18 protein-coding genes are annotated in these 19,166 nt (G+C 62.1%); 15 read left to right on the top strand and 3 right to left on the bottom strand.

From position 1 onward, the window contains the following. The first annotated feature begins 58 nt into the window (after positions 1–58). From ACP7BX_RS22620 to ACP7BX_RS22580, 9 genes are all read left to right on the top strand, one after another. Positions 59–1,177, top strand: a complete 1,119-nt coding sequence (locus tag ACP7BX_RS22620; RefSeq protein ID WP_426127799.1) for a hypothetical protein — start codon at positions 59–61, stop codon at positions 1,175–1,177. Positions 1,178–1,186: 9 nt separating this feature from the next. Beyond that, positions 1,187–4,555 (top strand): ImcF-related family protein, encoded by a 3,369-nt coding sequence (locus ACP7BX_RS22615; RefSeq protein WP_426127801.1) that lies wholly within the window; start codon positions 1,187–1,189, stop codon positions 4,553–4,555. Then, positions 4,552–6,123: a type VI secretion system protein TssA gene (tssA, locus tag ACP7BX_RS22610; RefSeq protein WP_426127803.1), complete on the top strand. Its 1,572-nt coding sequence runs from the start codon at positions 4,552–4,554 to the stop codon at positions 6,121–6,123. Before ACP7BX_RS22615 ends, tssA begins: the two co-directional genes overlap by 4 nt. A gap of 24 nt (positions 6,124–6,147) precedes the next feature. Beyond that, on the top strand, positions 6,148–7,917 hold the full coding sequence (gene tssF, locus ACP7BX_RS22605) for a type VI secretion system baseplate subunit TssF (RefSeq protein WP_426127805.1): 1,770 nt from the start codon (positions 6,148–6,150) through the stop codon (positions 7,915–7,917). Beyond that, positions 7,881–8,978: a type VI secretion system baseplate subunit TssG gene (tssG, locus tag ACP7BX_RS22600; protein WP_426127807.1), complete on the top strand. Its 1,098-nt coding sequence runs from the start codon at positions 7,881–7,883 to the stop codon at positions 8,976–8,978. Before tssF ends, tssG begins: the two co-directional genes overlap by 37 nt. Continuing rightward, complete coding sequence (tssJ, locus tag ACP7BX_RS22595; RefSeq protein ID WP_426127809.1) at positions 8,959–9,483, top strand: type VI secretion system lipoprotein TssJ; 525 nt, start codon at positions 8,959–8,961, stop codon at positions 9,481–9,483. Before tssG ends, tssJ begins: the two co-directional genes overlap by 20 nt. A 3-nt stretch (positions 9,484–9,486) precedes the next feature. Further along, the gene (gene tssE / locus ACP7BX_RS22590; RefSeq protein ID WP_219023431.1) at positions 9,487–9,927 is read left to right on the top strand and encodes a type VI secretion system baseplate subunit TssE; all 441 of its coding nucleotides are present in this window, start codon (positions 9,487–9,489) and stop codon (positions 9,925–9,927) included. 23 nt (positions 9,928–9,950) lie between these two features. Further along, on the top strand, positions 9,951–11,060 hold the full coding sequence (locus tag ACP7BX_RS22585) for an OmpA family protein (protein WP_426127812.1): 1,110 nt from the start codon (positions 9,951–9,953) through the stop codon (positions 11,058–11,060). A gap of 150 nt (positions 11,061–11,210) precedes the next feature. Continuing rightward, entirely contained in the window at positions 11,211–11,465 is a 255-nt protein-coding gene (locus tag ACP7BX_RS22580) for a hypothetical protein (protein ID WP_426127814.1), read from the top strand. A 28-nt stretch (positions 11,466–11,493) separates the two neighbouring features. Here ACP7BX_RS22580 and ACP7BX_RS22575 read toward each other — a convergent pair whose 3' ends face one another. Both ACP7BX_RS22575 and gspH read right to left on the bottom strand, forming a co-directional pair. Next, entirely contained in the window at positions 11,494–12,105 is a 612-nt protein-coding gene (locus tag ACP7BX_RS22575) for a type II secretion system protein GspJ (RefSeq protein ID WP_426127816.1), read from the bottom strand. After that, positions 12,102–12,554, bottom strand: coding sequence for a type II secretion system minor pseudopilin GspH (gene gspH / locus ACP7BX_RS22570; protein WP_426127818.1), 453 nt, complete (start codon positions 12,552–12,554; stop codon positions 12,102–12,104). Before gspH ends, ACP7BX_RS22575 begins: the two co-directional genes overlap by 4 nt. Before the next feature lie 93 nt (positions 12,555–12,647). Between gspH and ACP7BX_RS22565 the strand changes: the two genes are divergently transcribed. Next, positions 12,648–13,079 (top strand): type II secretion system protein N, encoded by a 432-nt coding sequence (locus tag ACP7BX_RS22565; RefSeq protein ID WP_033901549.1) that lies wholly within the window; start codon positions 12,648–12,650, stop codon positions 13,077–13,079. On the opposite strand, the gene gspI is transcribed toward ACP7BX_RS22565, so the two are convergent. Next, positions 13,066–13,431, bottom strand: a complete 366-nt coding sequence (gene gspI, locus ACP7BX_RS22560; RefSeq protein ID WP_033901550.1) for a type II secretion system minor pseudopilin GspI — start codon at positions 13,429–13,431, stop codon at positions 13,066–13,068. The two genes, ACP7BX_RS22565 and gspI, sit on opposite strands and share 14 nt — an antisense overlap. Before the next feature lie 148 nt (positions 13,432–13,579). Here gspI and gspG point away from each other — a divergent pair, with 148 nt between their 5' ends. From gspG to gspD, 5 genes are read left to right on the top strand one after another with little or no spacing between them, the layout of a single operon-like run. Further along, a complete protein-coding gene (gene gspG, locus ACP7BX_RS22555; RefSeq protein WP_033901551.1) occupies positions 13,580–14,029 on the top strand; it encodes a type II secretion system major pseudopilin GspG in 450 nt (149 codons plus the stop codon). A gap of 8 nt (positions 14,030–14,037) precedes the next feature. Continuing rightward, positions 14,038–14,907 (top strand): type II secretion system minor pseudopilin GspK, encoded by an 870-nt coding sequence (gene gspK, locus ACP7BX_RS22550; protein WP_426127821.1) that lies wholly within the window; start codon positions 14,038–14,040, stop codon positions 14,905–14,907. Then, positions 14,904–15,962 carry a type II secretion system protein GspL gene (gspL, locus tag ACP7BX_RS22545; RefSeq protein WP_426127823.1) on the top strand — a complete coding sequence of 353 codons (1,059 nt, stop codon included), beginning with the start codon at positions 14,904–14,906 and terminating at the stop codon, positions 15,960–15,962. The genes gspK and gspL overlap by 4 nt, the downstream gene beginning before the upstream one ends. Then, complete coding sequence (gene gspM / locus ACP7BX_RS22540; RefSeq protein ID WP_061436291.1) at positions 15,955–16,467, top strand: type II secretion system protein GspM; 513 nt, start codon at positions 15,955–15,957, stop codon at positions 16,465–16,467. Before gspL ends, gspM begins: the two co-directional genes overlap by 8 nt. Beyond that, a complete protein-coding gene (gspD, locus tag ACP7BX_RS22535) occupies positions 16,464–18,761 on the top strand; it encodes a type II secretion system secretin GspD (protein WP_426127825.1) in 2,298 nt (765 codons plus the stop codon). The genes gspM and gspD overlap by 4 nt, the downstream gene beginning before the upstream one ends. The last annotated feature ends 405 nt before the right edge of the window (positions 18,762–19,166 follow it).

Below are 19,166 nucleotides of genomic sequence, written 5' to 3'. Positions count from 1 at the left end.
TGCGTGGCGGTGGTTGGGGCTGCTGGTGCTCTTCCTGGTGTTGGGGGGAGGGGGGGCGTTGCTGTTCAGTACTGCACCGGTAAGCCAGCAGCCGCTTATGTTTTGGGGATGGGCCTTGGGCATCCCGTTTCTGGGGTGGTGTGTGCTGAGTTTCGCAAGGGTGCTGTTGTATCTCGGCCAGCAACACGTGGCGGACGGTTGGGATGAGGCCCGTGAGCACGATTTGATGCAGAGAGTCCGTCAAGGGCGACATGCCCTGGATGTACTGAGCGTAAGTCTGCATACCGCCTTGCGCAAGCCGGACGAAAGCCCCACGGCACAGGTCGATGCGTTGCTCGGGGGTATCAAAGCCCTAAAGGCCCAACCCGCCCGGCGGGATAGCGTAACGCTACGTCACAGCCGTTTGGCTGGCGATGTGAGTGAAGATCCCGAGCCCGCGTTGCTGCGTACGCTGGTGCAGTTGTTTACCGAGCTGGCTCCGTCATTGAAGCAGTTACCTGATGAAACGCAGCTGGCAGTGTTGCTGGAAGTAGAGACCGGTTTGTTGGATCGCGCATGGGACCGTGTGTGGCAACAGGCCTTGAGTAAGTCAGGTATCCGTCAAACGTTCATCGCCGTGGAGGGGTGTGGTTTGCACGCTGTGGACCAATGGCTCGATGAACGTAGCGACGATCAGGCACTGCTGCTGGTGATTGCAGTGCACTTTGCACCGAAGCAGCCCGAGGCAACAGGGGAGGTGGTTGTGGGGTTGCTACTTGGCAACCGGTTGACGCAAACGACTCTGTCTCCCGTGGCTGTTTTGCACCGCCCGGAACTCGAGCAGCAACCATCGGCTGAAGCGTTGAGCTATGCCGTGACTCAAGCCTTGAACTGGGGACCGGTGGATGCGACATCGGTGCGGCATGTCTGGCGAGCAGGAATAGAGGCACAACGTCACGCAACGCTAAACACCGTACTGGGTGAGGTACCCATGTCGGTGACGCGTGACCAAGAAATTCTCGATTTGGACACACTGCTAGGGCACTCAGGCAAAGCCGCACCGTGGCTGGCCATTGCTGCGGCAACACAAACCATGCAGGGCGGCGCTGGGCCGCAGTTCATTTTCAGCGGGAGCGGCTGCGCTGATGCAGAGCTCTGGAGCACAGCGATGACGCCTGTGTTGCCGCTTTCGACATAGGGATCTCGAATGCAGTTTCGACGCATTGTAGGCTTCTGGGTTCTGGCGGGCGCGCTGTTGCTGGCCGGCACGCTGCTGGGTGTGGTGGTATGGCGCTACCCGGATTGGTTGAGCATTCAGCCTGGCAGCGACCGCCAGACTTTTTGGCTGGTGGTGATCGCTGCAATCACGTTGATCGTGGTGCTGCTTTTGTTGGGCTACCACCTATTGGGCCGTGAACTGGGGCGTTCGGCCTATCGTAAGCAAGACGCAAAGGACTTCCCCCAAATTGCCCGTTCAAAACCTCAGGTTGCTCAGGTTGCGCAAAGTGCCGTTCCCAACGCTGCTTATCTTCGAGAACGCTATGGGGTTTTCTGGAGGCGCAAAATTCGACTCTTGTTGGTGGTCGGTGAGCCTGAGCAGATCGAGGCGATTGCCCCTGGATTGGCTGAGCAGCGTTGGCTGGAAGGGCAAAACACCATGCTGCTCTGGGCTGGCAGCGTCCAGGGTGAGCCGCAAGACTCTTTGCTTCAGCAATGGCGCGGCCTATGCCGCAGGCGTGCACTCAATGGTGTCGTCTGGGCATTGAGCAAAGACCAATGCACCGATGCCGCCGCGATGAGCGCCGGTGCCCGTCGTCTACAAAGTCTGGCCCGTGCTTTACGTTGGCAGTTGCCGTTGCACCTATGGCAAGTTGGCGACAGCGCATGGTCTCAGGATCAACGCGATAGCCAACCCGTAGGCTGCCTGCTGCCACGGCGCCTCACTCCCCAGATCTTAGAAGAAAATCTGAATGGGCTGCTCGCCCCTTTGCGCCATGCGGGTTTGGCGCAATTGCAGGATGCCTTGACCCATGACTTCCTCTTGCGACTGTCCCGCGATTTACAGGCCAAGGGCATTGCTCGTTGGCGTCAGGTACTGACGCCGATATTGGGCGAATTCGCCGGGAGCGTGCCGCTGCGTGGGCTTTGGTTCAGCCTGCCGGTGTCACGTGTCGAGAGCACGCTCCCACACTTCTGGTCCGAGGATGCGGTCTGGCAAGGGGTTGTGGGTGATAAGACTGGCACGGGCTTTCGTTTGGGTTGGTCCCCCTATCGAGTCGGCTATGTGATGGTCCTGGGGCTTGCCGTACTGTGGGGGGCGGGACTGTTGCTGTCTTTCGTCAGCAATCGCGCGCAGATCGCTCAGGTGCACACTTCACTTTCCGCCTTGCAACAGTCTTCGCAAGCTGACGAACAACTCCAGGCCCTGAACGAATTGGTCCGCGAGCTGGCGCGCCTGGATGATCGTGTCCAGGGCGGTGCTCCGTGGTACCAACGTTTTGGCTTGAACCAAAATCAAGCTCTGCTCGACACGTTGTGGCCACGTTATGTGGAGGCCAACAACCGCCTGATCCGCGATCCGGCGACCGCCGCTCTGCGCCAGCAGCTCAGCGCACTGGTCAAGCTGGCCCCGGACAGCCCCGAGCGTGCTGAACGCGCCCGTGAAGCCTACGCCCAGCTCAACGCGTACTTGATGATGGCGCGCCCAGAAAAAGCCGATGCCAGTCTTTTGGTCGCAACCCTGAGTGAAGTTGAACCTACACGCACAGGTATATCACCTGGTCTCTGGCAAAATCTGGCCCCCAATTTGTGGCGGTTCTATGGCGAACACCTGACAGAGAACCCCGCTTGGCGCATCCAGGCCGACCCCAGGCTGGTCGCACAAGTCCGGCAGGTACTGCTCGGTCAGCTGGGCCAGCGCAATGCCGAAGCCAGTCTGTATCAACAGTTGCTCGATGACGCCGCCAATCACTTCCCAGACCTGGGCCTTCACCAGCTTGTGGGTGACACCGATGGCTCGGTCTTGTTCTCCACCGATGCGAGCGTGCCGGGCGTATTCACCCGCCAGGCCTGGGAGGGGCAAGTGCGCCAAGCCATCGACGAGATCGCCGAGGCTCGTCGCGAGGAGATCGACTGGGTCCTCAGCGACAAGCCCACCGACATCGATACCCGTTTGAGCCCTGACCAGTTCCGTGAGCGTCTCACTGAACGTTACTTCCAGGACTACGCCAGTGCCTGGCTGGATCTGCTTAACAGCCTGCGCTGGCAGGAAGCGGGTAGCCTTGACGAAGTCATCGACCAGTTGACGCTGATGAGCGATGTGCGCCAATCGCCGCTGATTGCGCTGATGAACACGCTGGCCTATCAAGGTCAGGCCGGTACTCGAACTCAGGCGTTAACCGAATCGTTGGTGAAGTCCGCACAAAAGCTGATCGGTCAAGACAAGGCTCCGGTGATCGACCAATTGGCCCACATACCCAGCGGTCCCTTGGATGCAACCTTTGGCCCGTTGTTGGCGTTATTGGGGAAAGGCCCTGAAGGCAAGAATGGTGCTGATGGCTTAAGCCTCCAATCCTTTCTGACCCGAGTCACCCGCGTACGGCTGAAGTTGCAGCAAGTCAGCACGGCACCCGACCCGCCGGAAATGACCCAGGCTCTGGCGCAAACCGTGTTTCAAGGCCGCAGCATCGACCTGACCGACACGCAAGCGTATGGCAGCCTACTGGCCGCCAGTCTGGGCTCGGAGTGGGGCGGGGCGGCACAAACCCTGTTCGTACAACCGCTGGAGCATGCTTGGCAACGTGTTTTGCAACCGTCAGCCGCGGGGATCAATAGCCAATGGCAACGCTCGATCGTCAGCCATTGGAACGATTCCTTCGCCAGCCGCTATCCATTCACAGCCACCACCAGTGATGCGTCTTTGCCGATGCTGGGCCAGATGATCCGTGCAGACTCTGGGCGCATCGAGCAGTTCTTGCAGCGGCAATTGAGCGGCGTGTTGCGCAAGGAAGGTAGTCGTTGGGTGGCCGATCCACGCCACAGCCAAGGGCTGCGCTTTAACCCGCAATTTCTGGCGGCCATCAACCAGCTCAGCGACCTGGCCGATGTGCTCTACACCGACGGCGGCATGGGGATGAGCTTTGAGCTGCAAGGCAAACCCGTACGCGATGTGGTGCAAACCACCTTCATCCTCAATGGCGACAAACACCAGCACTTCAACCAGAAGGAGAGCTGGCAGCGTTTCAATTGGCCGGGGCGCAGTGACTATCCCGGCGTCAGCCTGAGCTGGACCAGCCTGCTGGCCGGCGAACGGTTGTTCGGTGATTACCCCGGTACCTGGGGCCTGATTCGCTTGCTGGAAAAAGCCCAGGTTACACCGCTGGACGATGGTGACAGCCGCTACCGCATGGTGCTCAAGGCTCCTGATGGTTTAAACCTGATTTGGCATCTGCGCACCGAGTTGGATGCGGGGCCGCTGGCGTTGCTCAAGTTGAGGGGCTTTAAATTGCCCCAGCAGATCTTCCTCAGCGAGAACGCCGTGGAAACGCCGTATGTGCAAAACGGGAGTTTCCCATGAGCCTACGTACTTTGATCGCCCGCTGCCTCGGCGAACGCGACGCCCTGTCCATCGCCCGCGAGCAAGCTTCCCACTGGCATTCCTGGCTGCAACCCATCAGCGCCGAATCCCCGGTCGGCGAAGATCCCGGCTACGACGATGACTTTCAGCGCATGCGCGAGGAGGTCAACAAGCTCTCCGGCGCCGATGCCGAGCAGGTGGCCCAACTGGCGCAGAAGCTGCTGACCCACAGCTGTAAGGATCTGCGTGTGGTCACCTATTACCTTTGGGCACGCTTGCAGAAGGACGGCGAAGTGGGCTTGGCCGATGGCCTCAGCTTGTTGGCGGCATTGGTGGAACGCTTCTCCGACGCCGTGCTGCCCATTCGCCCCAACAGTCGCAAAATGGCGCTGGAGTGGTTGGCCAGTGGCAAGGTGCTGGACACGCTGTCGCTGTACCCGGAGGTTGTCAAGGTCGAGGCCGAGCGCACCGCTGCGGCCCTTGCCTGGCTTGAGCGCGGCTTGAGTGCGTGGCCGCAGGAACAGCGTCCGGATTTTGCGCCGCTGTATGCCGCCTTATCCGCGAGACTTGCGCAGTCCGGTGGCATGGACGCGGTGGTGCCCCAAAACACTGTCAGCCATGAACCTACGCTGCCTGCCGGTGGGATCAAATCCGGTCGCGATTTGCTGGACAGCGGCCGGGCCTTGGCGGGTTACTTGCGCGAACAACCTCTGGGTTGGCTAGCGGCCCACCGACTGATGAAAAGCCTGCGCTGGGACACGATCCACCAGGCCCCGCCGCAAGAGGTGGACAACAAGACGCGCCTGGCGCCGCCGCGAGGTGACTACCGGGCACAGCTCAAACGGCTGTACCTGCAACAGAGTTGGACGGAACTGATCGACCAGGTTGAGCGGATCTATGCCGAGGGGGTGAATCATTTCTGGCTCGACTTGCAGTGGTATCTGTATCAGGCGCTGAGCAAACAACCCGCACCGCAGGATCGCTGGGCCGACATTACCCAGCGTGACCTGGGCATGTTCCTGGAACGCCTGCCGGGTCTGGAGGTGTTGTGTTGGAGTGACGGCAGCCCGTTCGCCGATGAGACTACCCGCGAGTGGATTGCCCAGCACGTCAGCGGCAACCAGCCTCAGCAATGGTTGCCTGTGCCTTCAGTCGCGCTGGCCAGCGGTGATGCCGACATTTTATCCCTGGAAGGCGAGGCCATAGCTCAGGCCGACAGTGAGGGTGTGGAGCCGGCGCTGGCCTGGTTGGCCGCACGCCCCGGCATCCACACCGGACGTCAACGCTGGCTGTTGCGCCTGCTGATGGCACGGGTGGCCGAGCAGTACGGCAAGGGTGACTTGGCTATCCATTTGCTGACGGAACTGGACTCCACAGCACAACGCCAGGCTTTGGCCGAGTGGGAGCCCGAACTGAATTTCGAGGTCAAGGCACGCCTGCTCAAACTGCTGCGTGTGAAGGCCCAGCGCAACGACGCCGACAAACCCACCCTGGCGCGACGCATGGAAACCCTGCTGGCTGCGCTGGTGGCCATCGACCCGGTACGCGCCGCCGTGCTGTGCGGCTAACCCTCCTATATCAGGATTCTTTCTGTGAGCATGGACAATCTGACACTGCGCTACTTCGATGCCGAAATGCGCTACTTGCGCGAGGCCGGCAAGGAGTTCGCCGACGCGTTCCCGGATCGGGCGGCGCAACTCAACCTGGATAAACCGGGCGCTCAGGACCCCTACGTGGAGCGCCTGTTCGAGGGCTTCGCCTTCTTGATGGGCCGCCTGCGGGAAAAGCTCGACGATGACCTGCCGGAGTTGACCGAAGGCCTGGTCAGCCTGCTATGGCCACATTACCTGCGCACCATCCCATCGCTGTCGGTGGTCGAACTGGTGCCTGAACTGGCACAGATGAAACGCAGCGAGTTGATCGCTCAAGGCTTTGAGGTGCTGTCGCAACCCATCGGTCCACAACGCACCCGCTGCCGTTACACCACCACCCAGGACCTGACCCTACGGCCGCTGGCCCTGGAGTCGGTGGGGCGTGGCCATGAGTTGGATGGTCGCTCTGTGCTGCGTCTGCGTTTCGCCTGTGGCACGTTGACGGACTGGAGCCAGATCGACCTGAGCCGTTTGCCGCTGTACCTGAATGCCGATGCCCCCCTGGCCAGTGCGCTGCATCAGGCACTGACCCTGAATGCGCAAGCGATCTATGTGCGCTGGCCGGGCCAAACCGAGCGCCAGCCGTTGACGGCGCATTTTGCCCCCAAGGGCTTCGCCGAGGAGGACCGGCTGTGGCCCAAGGGTGACAGTGCTTTCAGTGGTTACCAGCTGTTGCTGGAGTATTTCAGCTTGCGCGAGAAATTCATGTTCGTGACCCTGTGTGGGTTGGAGCAATTGAAGATCACACCAGGCACTGCCTGGTTCGAACTCGAAGTGGTGTTGCGTGAACCCTGGCCGGCGAACTTCGACTTGAGCGGCGAACACATCCGCCTGCACGCGGTGCCGGTAATCAACCTGTTCCCGCTGGAGGCCGACCCGCTGACCTTGGCGCCGCTGCAGACCGACTACCTGCTACGCCCGATGCGCCTGCAGGACGGGCATACCGAGATCTACTCGGTAGACCGGGTGACCGCGTCGAAGAACGCTGAACGCCAGGATTACGTGCCGTTCACCAGCTTTCGCCACAAGGGCGGCATGCTGCGCGACGACGCCCCGGAACGCTACTTTCACACGCGCTTGAAACGTGCGGCGAATGGCTTGCATGACACCTGGCTGGTCCTCGGCGGCGAGGGCTTCGACAAGGACCGCTTGCGCGAGCGTGAAAGCCTGTCGCTGCGCTTGACCGGCACTCACGGCCAACTGCCGCGCAAGGCGCTGCAAAGCACCTTGCTGGATACGGTGGTGCAGTCCACCCAAGCCGGTTTGCGCGTGCGCAACCTGTGTGCGCCGACCCAGCCGTGCTACCCGCCGAATCGCGACCGCTTTCACTGGCGGGTGCTCAGCCACCTGGGGTCGAACTTCCTGCCGATGCTCGACAGCGCCGAGGTGCTGCGCGGCACCCTGGCGCTGTATGACTGGACCGGCAGCGAACTCAACCGACGTCGACTGGCGGCGATTGCCGAGGTCAAGCATCACCTGGTGCAGCGTTTTGAAAAAGGCTTTCTGCTGCGTGGCGTGGATATCGAAATCACCCTGGATGCCAATGGCTTTTCGGGCGAGGGCGATATCAGCTTGTTCGGCGAAATGCTCAACCGTTTCTTTGCCCTGTATGCCGATATTCATCTGTACACCCAGCTCACTCTGATCCTGCAACCTACTGGAAAGTGCCTGCGATGGAACGAGAACCACAGTCAGCGTATTCCCGGCTGAACGCCAGCGGTCTGCTCGACGCCGTGCAGGGGCAGGTGGCCGAGGCCAACCTGTATCGGTTTTGCCAGTTGCTGGAGCAGGCCTTGCCCGATCACCCAGCCCTGGGCAGTACCGCGCACCCGGCCGATGACGCGGTGCGCTTTCGTCCCGATCCGGGTATGGGCTTTCCGGCCGCTGAGTTGAAGTCGATTGAAACCGATGACGCCTACCCTGAGAGACCCGCCACGGTACGCACGCGTTTGCTCGGGTTATACGGGGTTGATTCGCCGCTGCCGACGGTGTTTCTGGACGACATCGCGCAGCGCCGGGAAGGGCACGACGCGCTGGAAGCCTTCCTGGATATCTTCAACCACCGGATCTTCACCCAGTTCTACCGGATCTGGCGCAAGTACTCTTACCCGGCGACATTCGAAGCAGGCGGCACCGATGCCACTTCGCAATGCCTGCTTGGCCTGATCGGCTTGGGTATTCCCGGCACCGCGCAGCAGGTCGCCACGCCGGTGTCACGCTTTCTGGCCTTGCTCAGTGTGATGCGCCTGCCTACGCGTAATGCCGAGGGCATCGCCGCACTGGTCAAGTTACTGGCGCCCAACACCCAGGCGCAGGTGACCGCGCATTGGCCACAGAAAATTGCCCTGGAACAGCCGGCCAGCCTTTCTTGCCAACGTCCGGTGAGTTTGTCTCAAGGCACGCCGTTGGGCAGCGTCGGTTTTGATGCCAACAGCCAGTTGCGCTTGACGCTTCATACCGAAGACACAGATGAAGCCCGGAGTTGGTTACCCGGTGGCGAGCTGTATAGCGATTTGCTGGTGCTGCTGCGCGTGTACCTCGGGTGGCGTTGCACGGCGAAATTGCAGTTGTCGCTGCCGGTACACAGTTTGCCTACGCCGGTGCTGGGGCAATCTGCCATCCAGCTTGGCATGACCGGCGTACTGGGCTTGGGCAGCGATGCCTGGCAGTCGGCGGAGCACGACACTCTCACGATCAACCTGGGCCGTTATCAGGGCCTTTCGATTAATCCCATCAACCGGGAGACACAGCATGTTGCGTATCGTTTTTAGTCTGGTGATGTTCGTCGCGCTCAGCGGCTGTGGGCTAGCCCAAACGGTGGCCGATGGCACCGCGTCCACTGCCAAGTCGATCTTCTACAAGCAGGTGAAAACCCTGCATCTGGATTTCAGTGCACGCACGGCGCTGAACACGGATGCCACCGACATGAGCGCCTTGTCGGTGCCAACCCTGGTGCGGGTGTACCAACTGCGCGACAGCAAAACGGTCGAGCAAGCGACTTACGACGGCGTGCTGAATGATGACGATCGGCTATTGGCCAGTGCCTTGCTGGACAAACGCACGGTGGTGGTCAAGCCCGAGGAGGGCGCACAGCTGAACGTGCCAATGGACAAGGATGCACAGTACGTCACGGTGGTGGCGCTGTTTCGCAGCCCCGATACGCAATTGAACACTTGGCGGCTGACGTTGGCCCGCGACGACCTGGACCCGGATGCCGCGCGGGTCATCGAGTTGGGGGACAACCGCCTGACCCTGCGGCCCCTGGCCAAGGACTGAGTCATGACCGAGTACAACCCCTCGCTGTACGAAATGCTGCTGCAGAACTTCGACGGCGAGTTGGAACTGCATCGCGTCAGCGAGGAAGACCAGCATGCCCTGTCGGTGCTGGACAACCTGCAACGCATCCTCAATAGCCGCGCGGGTGCGCTGAGCCACCTGCCGGATTATGGGTTGCCGGACATGGGCCTGATTCTGCAAGGCTTGCCCGCCACCGCCCATGGCTTGATCGGCACCATGACCGCCACCTTGCTCAAGTACGAACCACGGCTGGCGGCTGTCGCTATTGAACTCCTGCCGCAGGCACTGCCGGGGCATCTTGAATATGCCTTGGACGCGCAACTCAAAGATGGGCAGCACGTCAGCTTCGGCACCACCCTGGCTCCCGAGGGCAGGGTGCTGGTACGTCACTTGAAGCGACAGCATTACCTGTCGAAGTCTTGAACCGATAACGGAAGGGAAGCCCGATGGCGGCGTTATTTGAGATGCGTATCCGGTTGGGGGGTGATCCGCGTGGCTTCAGTGAGTTCGCGGCATTACGTGAAGAGTTGGCCAAGCTGAGCCATCCTGCCTGCCCGGATGTGGACTGGGCCAGGGTGGAACAATTGTGCCTGGCGTTGTTCGAGGAAAATGGTGCAGAGCTGCAAACCGCGTGCTTTTACACCTTGGCCCGCGGTCAGCGCCACGGGCTGGAGGGCATCACCCAAGGCATAGTGTTGCTGGGGGCCTTGAGCAGCGAATGGCGCCATCTGTGGCCGGCAATGGAGTCCGCGCGCCTGGACCTGCTGGGTTGGTTATGCGACCAACTGCAACTGCTGCTGCGCAGTCTGGCGACAACAGCGCACAGTGAGGCCGCCCTGGTTCAATTGGACACTGAACTGGCTCGGCTGCACGCCCGCCTAGTGCCTCAACTAGCCAGCCCTCTGCTGACGTTGCAGGCTCTGCGCTATCAGGTTGGTCACCTGATCCAGCGTCTGGAGCGGAATCTCGTCGTGGGCGACACGGTGCTCGCCCCCATGAAGGTGATGACGCCGATGTTGGTGACGCCTTTGGTGATTTCGCCGCCTCCGCCAGTACAGCCCCGCAGGCGGCGCATGACCTTGTGGCTGCTTGCCGGGGCGCTGATGGTTGCCGTGCTCGCGGGGTTCGGCTGGCGGACATGGCTGATGAGGCCTAGCAGCCAACCGTCGATGCCGGAACCCGTGCGGCTGGATAGTTTGTCGCTGTTCGATGCAGGCAGTGCCGCCTTGAAACCCGACTCGACCAAAGTGCTGATCAACGCGCTGGTCGGCATCAAGGCGCAGCCAGGTTGGCTGATCGTGATCGCAGGGCATTCCGATGCGACCGGGGCCATGGAGCAGAATCTGACCTTGTCCCATGCCCGTGCTTCCGCCGTGCGTGACTGGATGCAACGTATGGGCGATATCCCCGACAGCTGTTTTGCGGTGCAGGGCTTGGCGGCCAACCAGCCGATCGCCAGCAATGAGACCGAGGCCGGGCGTACCGCTAATCGACGTGTGGATATCCAACTGGTCCCGCAGGTCGGTGCTTGTGAGCAGATGGCACCTACCGGCTGAAGTGTTCGTCCCTGTCTGTAGGATATGTCTAGATCCTCTTGTAGGCCTGTTCTGTTTGCTTGTTGCGTGCGTCTACAGACGTCTGCCAATTTCCGTTATCGCTGCTTATAGTGCTTCATGGAAACCACCACGGCAGGGAGCCGACCATCCATGAACACCCGAAAAAAGTCCCCCCGACGCCACACCGCACAACAACCCCCCATCCTCCATTCCGGCCAGCGCTTGCGTTCGGTGCTCAACACCTACGGCATTCCACCCACGGCATTTGCCGAATGGATGCGCATCAGCCCGCAGTGCCTCAATAATTGGTTTTCACGGGGTTTGCCGGTTGCTCGCATGGAAAAACTGGCGACCACCTTGAGTGTCAGCAAGGTGTGGCTTGAGACGGGGGAGTGCGGCAAATAAGGGTTCAGGGGTGGCCAGGCAGCCGCCTCTACTTCAACGGGCCTACCACCTGCCGGTACTTTTCCACGCCCTGAGGCGTCTGCCGCACCAGGCTGATTTCCAGTCCCAGCGGATCCTCCCGACGATTACCGCTCAATTGTCGCCATCCCTTGTCCGCGTCCCACACTCGCACCTGCAGGTCACTCACACCGGTTAACACCACCACCCCATCTTTCGCCGCCGGCAGCGGGTATCGGTCCCGCGCTGGCGCGGCGGCGCGGTACAGCGAGTCGCCCTTGAGCCACCAGCGCACGCGTTGCAGCCCATCCCCGGCCATTGGGGCGCTGCGGATCACGTCCAGCCTGAAGCCCTTGCTGTCGGAGCTGCGTACGGTCACGGCGGCCAACCCTTCGGTTTTGGGCGTCTGGTCTTGCGCCATATCGGTTGCAACCAGCTCCACACTGGCGCGCAAGCTGATGTCGCGTTGCATCTGGTTCAGCGCCCGCAGCAACACCTCGGTCTGCTCGCTGCTCGCCTGCAAATGCTGATCGGCACGCGTTACGCTATCCAACCCACGCCAGGCGATCAGGCTGACCACCGCCATGAGCATGATCGCCACCATCACTTCGATCAGGGTGAAGCCTTGCTGGGACCTGTTCATGGTTGACTCACCACGCGCATCAAACCCGCAGCGTCGCGTTGCAGGCTGAGGCTGTGCTGCCCATCGGACAGCACCACCCGCAACGGCGGGTTGATCCACTCGGCATTGAGTACCAGGGTTTGCCGGGGTTCGATGTTGATCTGCATGGGCGTGCTTTCCCAGAGGCGCGGCCGCAGTGGGGTGTCGCCCTGGAAGGACTCCACGCTCGTCCCGTCATCGCTGCGGCGGATGAAGCGAAAGCCCTTGGCATCCGCACGCCAAGTGATGGGGCGACCGTCTGCGTGGGCTTCGGCCTGGGCCACCTGCAGCAACTGGCTCAGGCGCTCGGCGTCTTTGCGCAGCAGGTGCAGCGGGTCGGGTTTGATCGTGAGGCTGATGGCGGCACTGGCGATGCCGATGATCACCAGCACCACCATCAGCTCGATCAGGGTGAAACCTTGCTGTTTCATCGCGGGCTTCCTGGAGAACTGGGGAGTCTGTGAAATAAAAGCGTGCGAATTGATCTGTAGGCTGGTGCGACGGACAAACAGGAGGTCCTCCCCATGGCATTTGCCCCTCGTTTCACCCTGGCCCACGGCGTGCAGGCGCTGGGTGTACTGGCTGCCCTGGCGGGCGTGGCGGTATGGACGCCGCTGCTGCTGACCACGGCAGAATCCCACACGCCCCAAGCCACGCCCCAGGCACTGGCGGCGCGCAGCGATAACCCGGCGCTGCAATGGTTTTCCAATGCGCCGACGGCGCTGCAAGTCAAAGTCACTGGCGTGTTGGCAGGCGCCCGTGGTGCGGTGGCGATCCTGAGTCTCAACGACGGCCCGCCGCGCAGCTTTCTAGTGGGTGAACGCCTTAGCCCCGGCGTGCGGCTGACCGCCATCCAGGGTGACGGTGTGGAAATCGAACGCGGTGGTGAAAAGCTGCGCGTCAACCTCGACAAGCTGCCGGACGGCCCAGCGCTGCCGCTGCTCACTCGGCCATGACCTGGGTGTCCAGCCGCGCCAGGGGCGGCGCTTCGCGGCTGGCGTCGAGCACCTGCAGGTTGACCTGAAACAGGCGGCCATCGGCGTTGATGGTCTGCTCGCAACGCAATTTCAGGCGGCCTTGATCACACTCGAAGGTCTTCTTGCCACCCCGCAAATGCCCCTCCAGACGCAGTTCCGCCAGGCGGCTCTGTGCGGCCAGCAACGCGATGGATTTATCCCGCAGCAAGCCGTTGCTCTGAGTCATCAGGCCCGCCACGCGCACAGCGGCGGCCATGGCCACGGCAATGATCGCCAGCGCCACCAGCACCTCGATCAGGGTAAAACCTTGCTCCTTGCGACGGCCGTACATGGCGCTCTCAAAGCCGGGAAACAGGCCCGCAGACTAGCGCTGGCAGTTGACCGATTGGCGACTGAAACTCCCGAGGATTTTCAATACGACTGACATGTGTTCTTGCAACACTGCGGCTCGAATTGCACTCAAGCCAAGGAATTTCGAGATGGATATCGCGCGCCTAACGTCCCCATTGCCAGGCCCTCGCGGGCAGCGTGGCTTCACCTTGATCGAGATCATGGTGGTGGTGGTCATCCTCGGGATCCTGGCCGCCATGGTGGTGCCCAAGGTGCTGGACCGGCCGGACCAGGCACGTGCCACGGCGGCCAAGCAGGACATTGGTGGGTTGATGCAGGCGCTGAAACTCTATCGCCTCGACCACGGTTCCTACCCCAGCATGAACCAGGGATTGAAAGTGCTGGTGGAGCGCCCGGCGGATGCGAAGAACAGCAACTGGCGCGCCTACCTTGAACGCCTGCCCAACGACCCTTGGGGCAACCCTTATCACTACCTCAACCCAGGTGCCAACGGTGAGGTCGACGTGTTCTCCCTCGGTGCCGACGGCCAGCCAGATGGCGACGGCGTGAATGCCGATATCGGCTCCTGGCAGTTGTAAGGCCCACCATGAAACGGTATTCGCCCCCAGCGGCGAAGCAGCGCGGCATGGCGATTATCAGCGCCTTGCTGATCGCCGCGGTGGTCGCCGTGTTGGCCGGCGCCATGCTCACGCGCCAGACCGTGTTCACCCGTGGTCTGGAAGCCGAGCAACTGCGCATCCAGGGCCAATGGCTGTTGCAGGGCGGCCTTGAGCGCAGCCGGCAGATGCTTTGGGACGCACGTCAGAAGGACGTGTTGACCCGCCTTGACCAGGCCTGGGCCCGCGCCCAACGTGGCGACTTCGAGGGCCGGATCGAGGATGAACAGGGCAAGTTCAACCTGCGCAACCTGGTCAATCGCCAGCAGGTGGATGCCGAGCAGTTGCAGAGCTTCGAGCGGCTGTGCCGGTTGATCGGCGTCGACCCTACGGTGAGCCGGCGCATCAGCCAGCGAGTGATTGCTTCTTATGAACCGCCCGCCAAATACCCGATGCTGCGCGGCCTGGATGACCTGAGCGGCATCGAAGGCCTCGATCCCGTCGTATTACAGCGCATGCACGCCTATATCAGCGTGTTGCCCGGCCCTACATGGGTCAACGGCAACACCGCCAGCGCCGAAGTACTCAGCGCGGTGGTGCCGCAGCTCAGCCTGGCCCAGGCTCATGGTCTGGTCGCCGAGCGGGACAGTGGGCAGTGGTTCATCAACCGCGGCGATTTCGTCAACCGCCTGCGTTTGCCTCAGGTGGAAGTGGAGTCGGTGCACGTGGGCATTACCAGTGAGTGGTTCCGTGTGCAGGGCCAGGCGCGGCGTGAACAGCGGCGGGTGACGATCGATGCCTTGTTGCATCGTCCTGAAGACCGTCAGCCGCGCGTGATCTGGTCGCGGGTGGGCGTATGAAACGCCTGCGCATCGGCTTGCCGCCGCTGGATCAATTGACTGCTGACAGCCAGGTCAGATTTGCCTGGCTGGAGCGCGGCGCAGTCATTGAAGAGGGGTATGAAAGCCTGGCGCAGTTGGCTAAATCGCGCCAGGCGATGGAGTGTTTCCTGCACCCGCGCGACAGCCTGCTCACCAGCCTGGAGCTGCCCCCGCTATCCGCCGCGAAAACGGCGGCGGCGGTGGCCTGCGCCGCGCAGGCGCTGATTCTCGGCCCGGTGGAACAGATGCAGGTGGCCCACGGCCCGCGCGAAAGCGATGGGCGCGTGCAAGTCGCATGGGTGCCCAAGGCCGGGTTGGAGCGGCTCGCGCAACTGCCACTCAAGCTGCGCGGGCTTTACCCGGCACCCTTTGCCTTGCCGGTGGGTGCTGCGGCGTTGGATGACGGCTATCTGTTGACACGTGACAGCCTGCAACAAGGCACGGTGCACCCGCTCGGCTTGCAGGCGCTGGAGCGGCCACTGGTTGAAGCGGCGCAGCGTTGGAGTGGGGCGGTACCCACGTGGGGCTTGCACGGCCGCCTCAGCCAACCGTCAACGGCTGGATGGGGCCGGGCGCTCGCCTGTGTCGCGCTTGCCACCGCCATCTGGACCCTTGGCCTCAACCTGTATGCCGCACGTCAGGTGGAGGAAGGCCAACGCCTTAAAGCGTTGATGAGCCAACAGGTGCGCCAGGCGTTTCCCGAGCTGCCGGTGGTGCTCAACCCCTTGCAGCAAGCCCGCCAGCAATTGGCCGCCCGCCAGACCGGTGCGGCCGCCGATCCCGGCCAACGCTTTACCAGCCTGCTGCAACTGGCCGGCAGCAACCTGCCATTTATGGTCGGCAGCGTCGACAACCTGAGCTTTGAACAGGGCAGCTTGCACGTTGAACTGCTCGCCGACAGCCGTAACCCGGCTGCCGAGGGTGAATGGCAGGCGGCATTGGCCCAGGCCGGGTTTACCGCCAGTCGCAATGAGCATGCCTGGACGATTGCCCCGGCCCAGGCCGCAGAAAAGCCAGGAGCCGGCGATGAATAAAGTGCAGCGACTGCGCAGCCAGGCCCAGGTGTTCTGGAGCGGCCTGGCCTTGCGCGAAAAACGCCTGCTCGGCGGCGCCGGGCTGGTGCTGGCGAGCCTGCTGACCTGGCTGGTGCTGGTGCAGCCCGCGCTGAAGAAGATCGATTACTGGCAGGCCGAAACCCCCAAGCTGCGCGCCCAGGCCGCAGCCTTGCAGGTGCTGTTGCAGGATGTCGCCGCGCCGCGTCAGGGCGACGAAAGCACACTGCGCAACACCTTGGATAGCGCAGGTCTTCAAGGCCATTACCAGTTGCAGGCGCTGGAACCCACGGGTTGGCGGCTGACCTTCGATAACGCCCCGGCCGATGCCGTGGTGGGGTGGCTACTGGGCAATGCCCGTTCGTTTTCCCTGGAGGTGTCCGAGGCGCGTTTGCAACGCAGCCTCGACACCGTCGACAACTCGGCCGGCACTGTGTCCGGGACCGTTCGCATGGATCAGGCGCTTGGCGCTAAGGAAGCTTCATGAAGTGGTCAGTTCCCCCGTTTCGTCTGGTCGCGCCGTTGCTGGTGCTGGCCCTGAGCGCGTGCAGCAGCCAGCAGGCCACCAAGCCGTTGCTGGTAGACAGCGAACTTGGCCAACCGCTTGCCGATACGCGCAGCAGCGGCGAGACCTTGCAGGATCGCCTGCGCGAACCGGCCCCCAAAGCCCCCGTGCAACACCGGGTCACCAACAGCGCACGCGACCACGCCCCGGCGGTGGTCAAGGCACGCAACCCATTGGGTGACCAGCCGGTTCAGCTCAACTTCGTCGACGCCGATATCCAGGCGGTGGTGCGCGCGCTGTCCCGCGCCACCGGCCAGCAATTTCTGGTGGACCCGCGTGTGAAGGGCAACCTCACCCTGGTCAGCGAAGGCCAGGTGCCGGCGCACCAGGCCTACGACATGTTGCTGGCGGCGCTGCGCATGCAGGGCTTCAGCGTGGTCGACGTCGGTGGCGTGGCCCAGGTGGTGCCCGAAGCCGATGCCAAATTGCTCGGCGGGCCGATCTACAGCGCCGGCAGCAGCGGCATGCAGACGCGCACCTTCCGCCTGCAATATGAGAACGCGGTGAACCTGATTCCAGTGTTGCGCCCCATCGTGTCGCCAAACAACCCGATCAACGCCTACCCCGGCAACAACAGCATCGTCATCACCGACTACGCGGAAAACCTCGCGCGTGTGGCGCAGATCATCAACGGCATCGACACCCCCAGTGCCATCGACACCGACGTGGTGATGGTGCAGAACGGCATCGCCGTGGACATCGCCGCCATGGTCTCCGAACTGCTGGAAACCCAGGGCGCCGACCAGACCCAGAAGATCAACGTGATCGGCGACCCGCGTTCCAACTCGATCATCATCCGCTCCGGCAGCCCGGAGCGTACCGAGCTGGCGCGCAACCTGATCTATAAGCTGGACAACGCCCAGAGCAATCCGAGCAACATGCACGTGGTGTACCTGCGCAACGCCCAGGCGGGCAAGTTGGCCCAGTCACTGCGTGGGTTGCTGACCGGTGAAAGCGATTCGGGCGTCAGCGACGATGCCCGTGGCAAGCTCAGCGCCATGGGCGGCAATGGCAAGAACACCCAAGGCGCGAGCAACGCGCAAAACAGCAGCGGTACCCCTACCGGCAGTGGTGTGCAATCGGGCTATGGTCAATCTACGGGTTCAACCGACAACAGCAGTGGTACCTCCAAAGATCAAGACACCGCATTCAGTGCCGGCGGCGTGACCATCCAGGCCGACGCCACCACCAACACCTTGCTGATTTCTGCGCCGGATCCGCTATACCGCAACCTGCGTGAAGTGATCGACATGCTCGACCAGCGCCGCGCCCAGGTGGTGATCGAAAGCCTGATCGTAGAAGTCGGTGAAGACGATGCCACCGAGTTTGGCGTGCAGTGGCAAGCCGGGAACCTCGGTGGCAAGGGCGGGTTTGGTGGCGTGAACCTCGGCGGCAGTGGCGTGAACAGCACGCCGACCAGCAAGACCAGTATCGACGTATTGCCCAAGGGCCTGAATGTGGGGCTGGTCAATGGCACCGTGGATATTCCCGGTATCGGCAAGGTGCTCGACCTCAAGGTGTTGGCGCGTGCGTTGAAGAGCAAGGGTGGCACCAACATCCTGTCCACGCCCAACCTGCTGACCCTGGATAACGAAGCAGCGAGCATTTTTGTAGGGCAGACGATTCCGTTTGTCACCGGCAGCTATGTGACCGGCGGCGGGGGCACCAGCAACAACCCGTTCCAGACGGTGCAGCGTGAGGAGGTGGGGCTGAAGCTGAATGTGCGGCCGCAGATTTCCGAAGGCGGTACGGTGAAGCTGGATATCTACCAGGAGGTCAGTACGGTGGATGCGCGGGCTTCGGTGGAGGCCGGGACGGTGACCAACAAGCGGGCGATCGATACCAGTATTTTGCTGGACGACGGGCAGATCATGGTGCTCGGTGGGTTGCTGCAGGATGGGTACAGCCAGAGTAATGATGCGGTGCCGTGGTTGTCGGATATTCCGGGGTTGGGGGCGTTGTTCAGGAATGAAAAGCGCAGTGTGAACAAGACCAATCTGATGGTGTTTTTGCGGCCTTACATTATTCGGGACAGTGGGGCGGGGCGCAGTATTACGTTGAATCGGTATGAGTTTATGCGGCGGGCGCAAGGGGGGTTGCAGCCGGAGCATAGTTGGGCGATGCCGGATGTGCAGGCGCCGCAGTTGCCTTCGGTGGAGAAGGCGATTCCTGGGCAGCAGGGGCCGCGGGCGGTGATTCGGGCGGTGCCGAAGTGATCGCCGTGTACATATCCGTTTCTTCGGTAACGGCCGCTTATGGTTCCGCTCTTACAGCGGGTCACTTTTGGAAAGGCCCAAAAGTAACCAAAAGGCCTTCGCCCCACCACTCGGCACCTCGCCTAGGCTCGGTGTGCCCTCACTCCGGCTTGAATCCGTGGGCCGCCGCAATGGGCCATCCATGGCCCAGTGCGGCTAACCCGGCGTCCTGCCGGGTTACCCACGGATTCAAACCTGCGTTCGGCCAGCGTGGTTTTACGGGGCGCCGAAGATCACAAGCCAAAGCAAAAGCAGAGCGCGGCGGCCTTAGAGCCGACCGGTATTGTGTGGTCGACCCCAGTCAAATGTGGGAGCTGGCTTGCCTGCGAATGTATCGCCTGGGTCTATCTGATTCACCAAGGCGCC

The sequence above is a fragment of the Pseudomonas sp. DWP3-1-3b3 genome (assembly GCF_049896305.1).
Classification (GTDB): domain Bacteria; phylum Pseudomonadota; class Gammaproteobacteria; order Pseudomonadales; family Pseudomonadaceae; genus Aquipseudomonas; species Aquipseudomonas azotoformans_A.
This window is presented reverse-complemented; position numbering and strand designations above follow the sequence as displayed.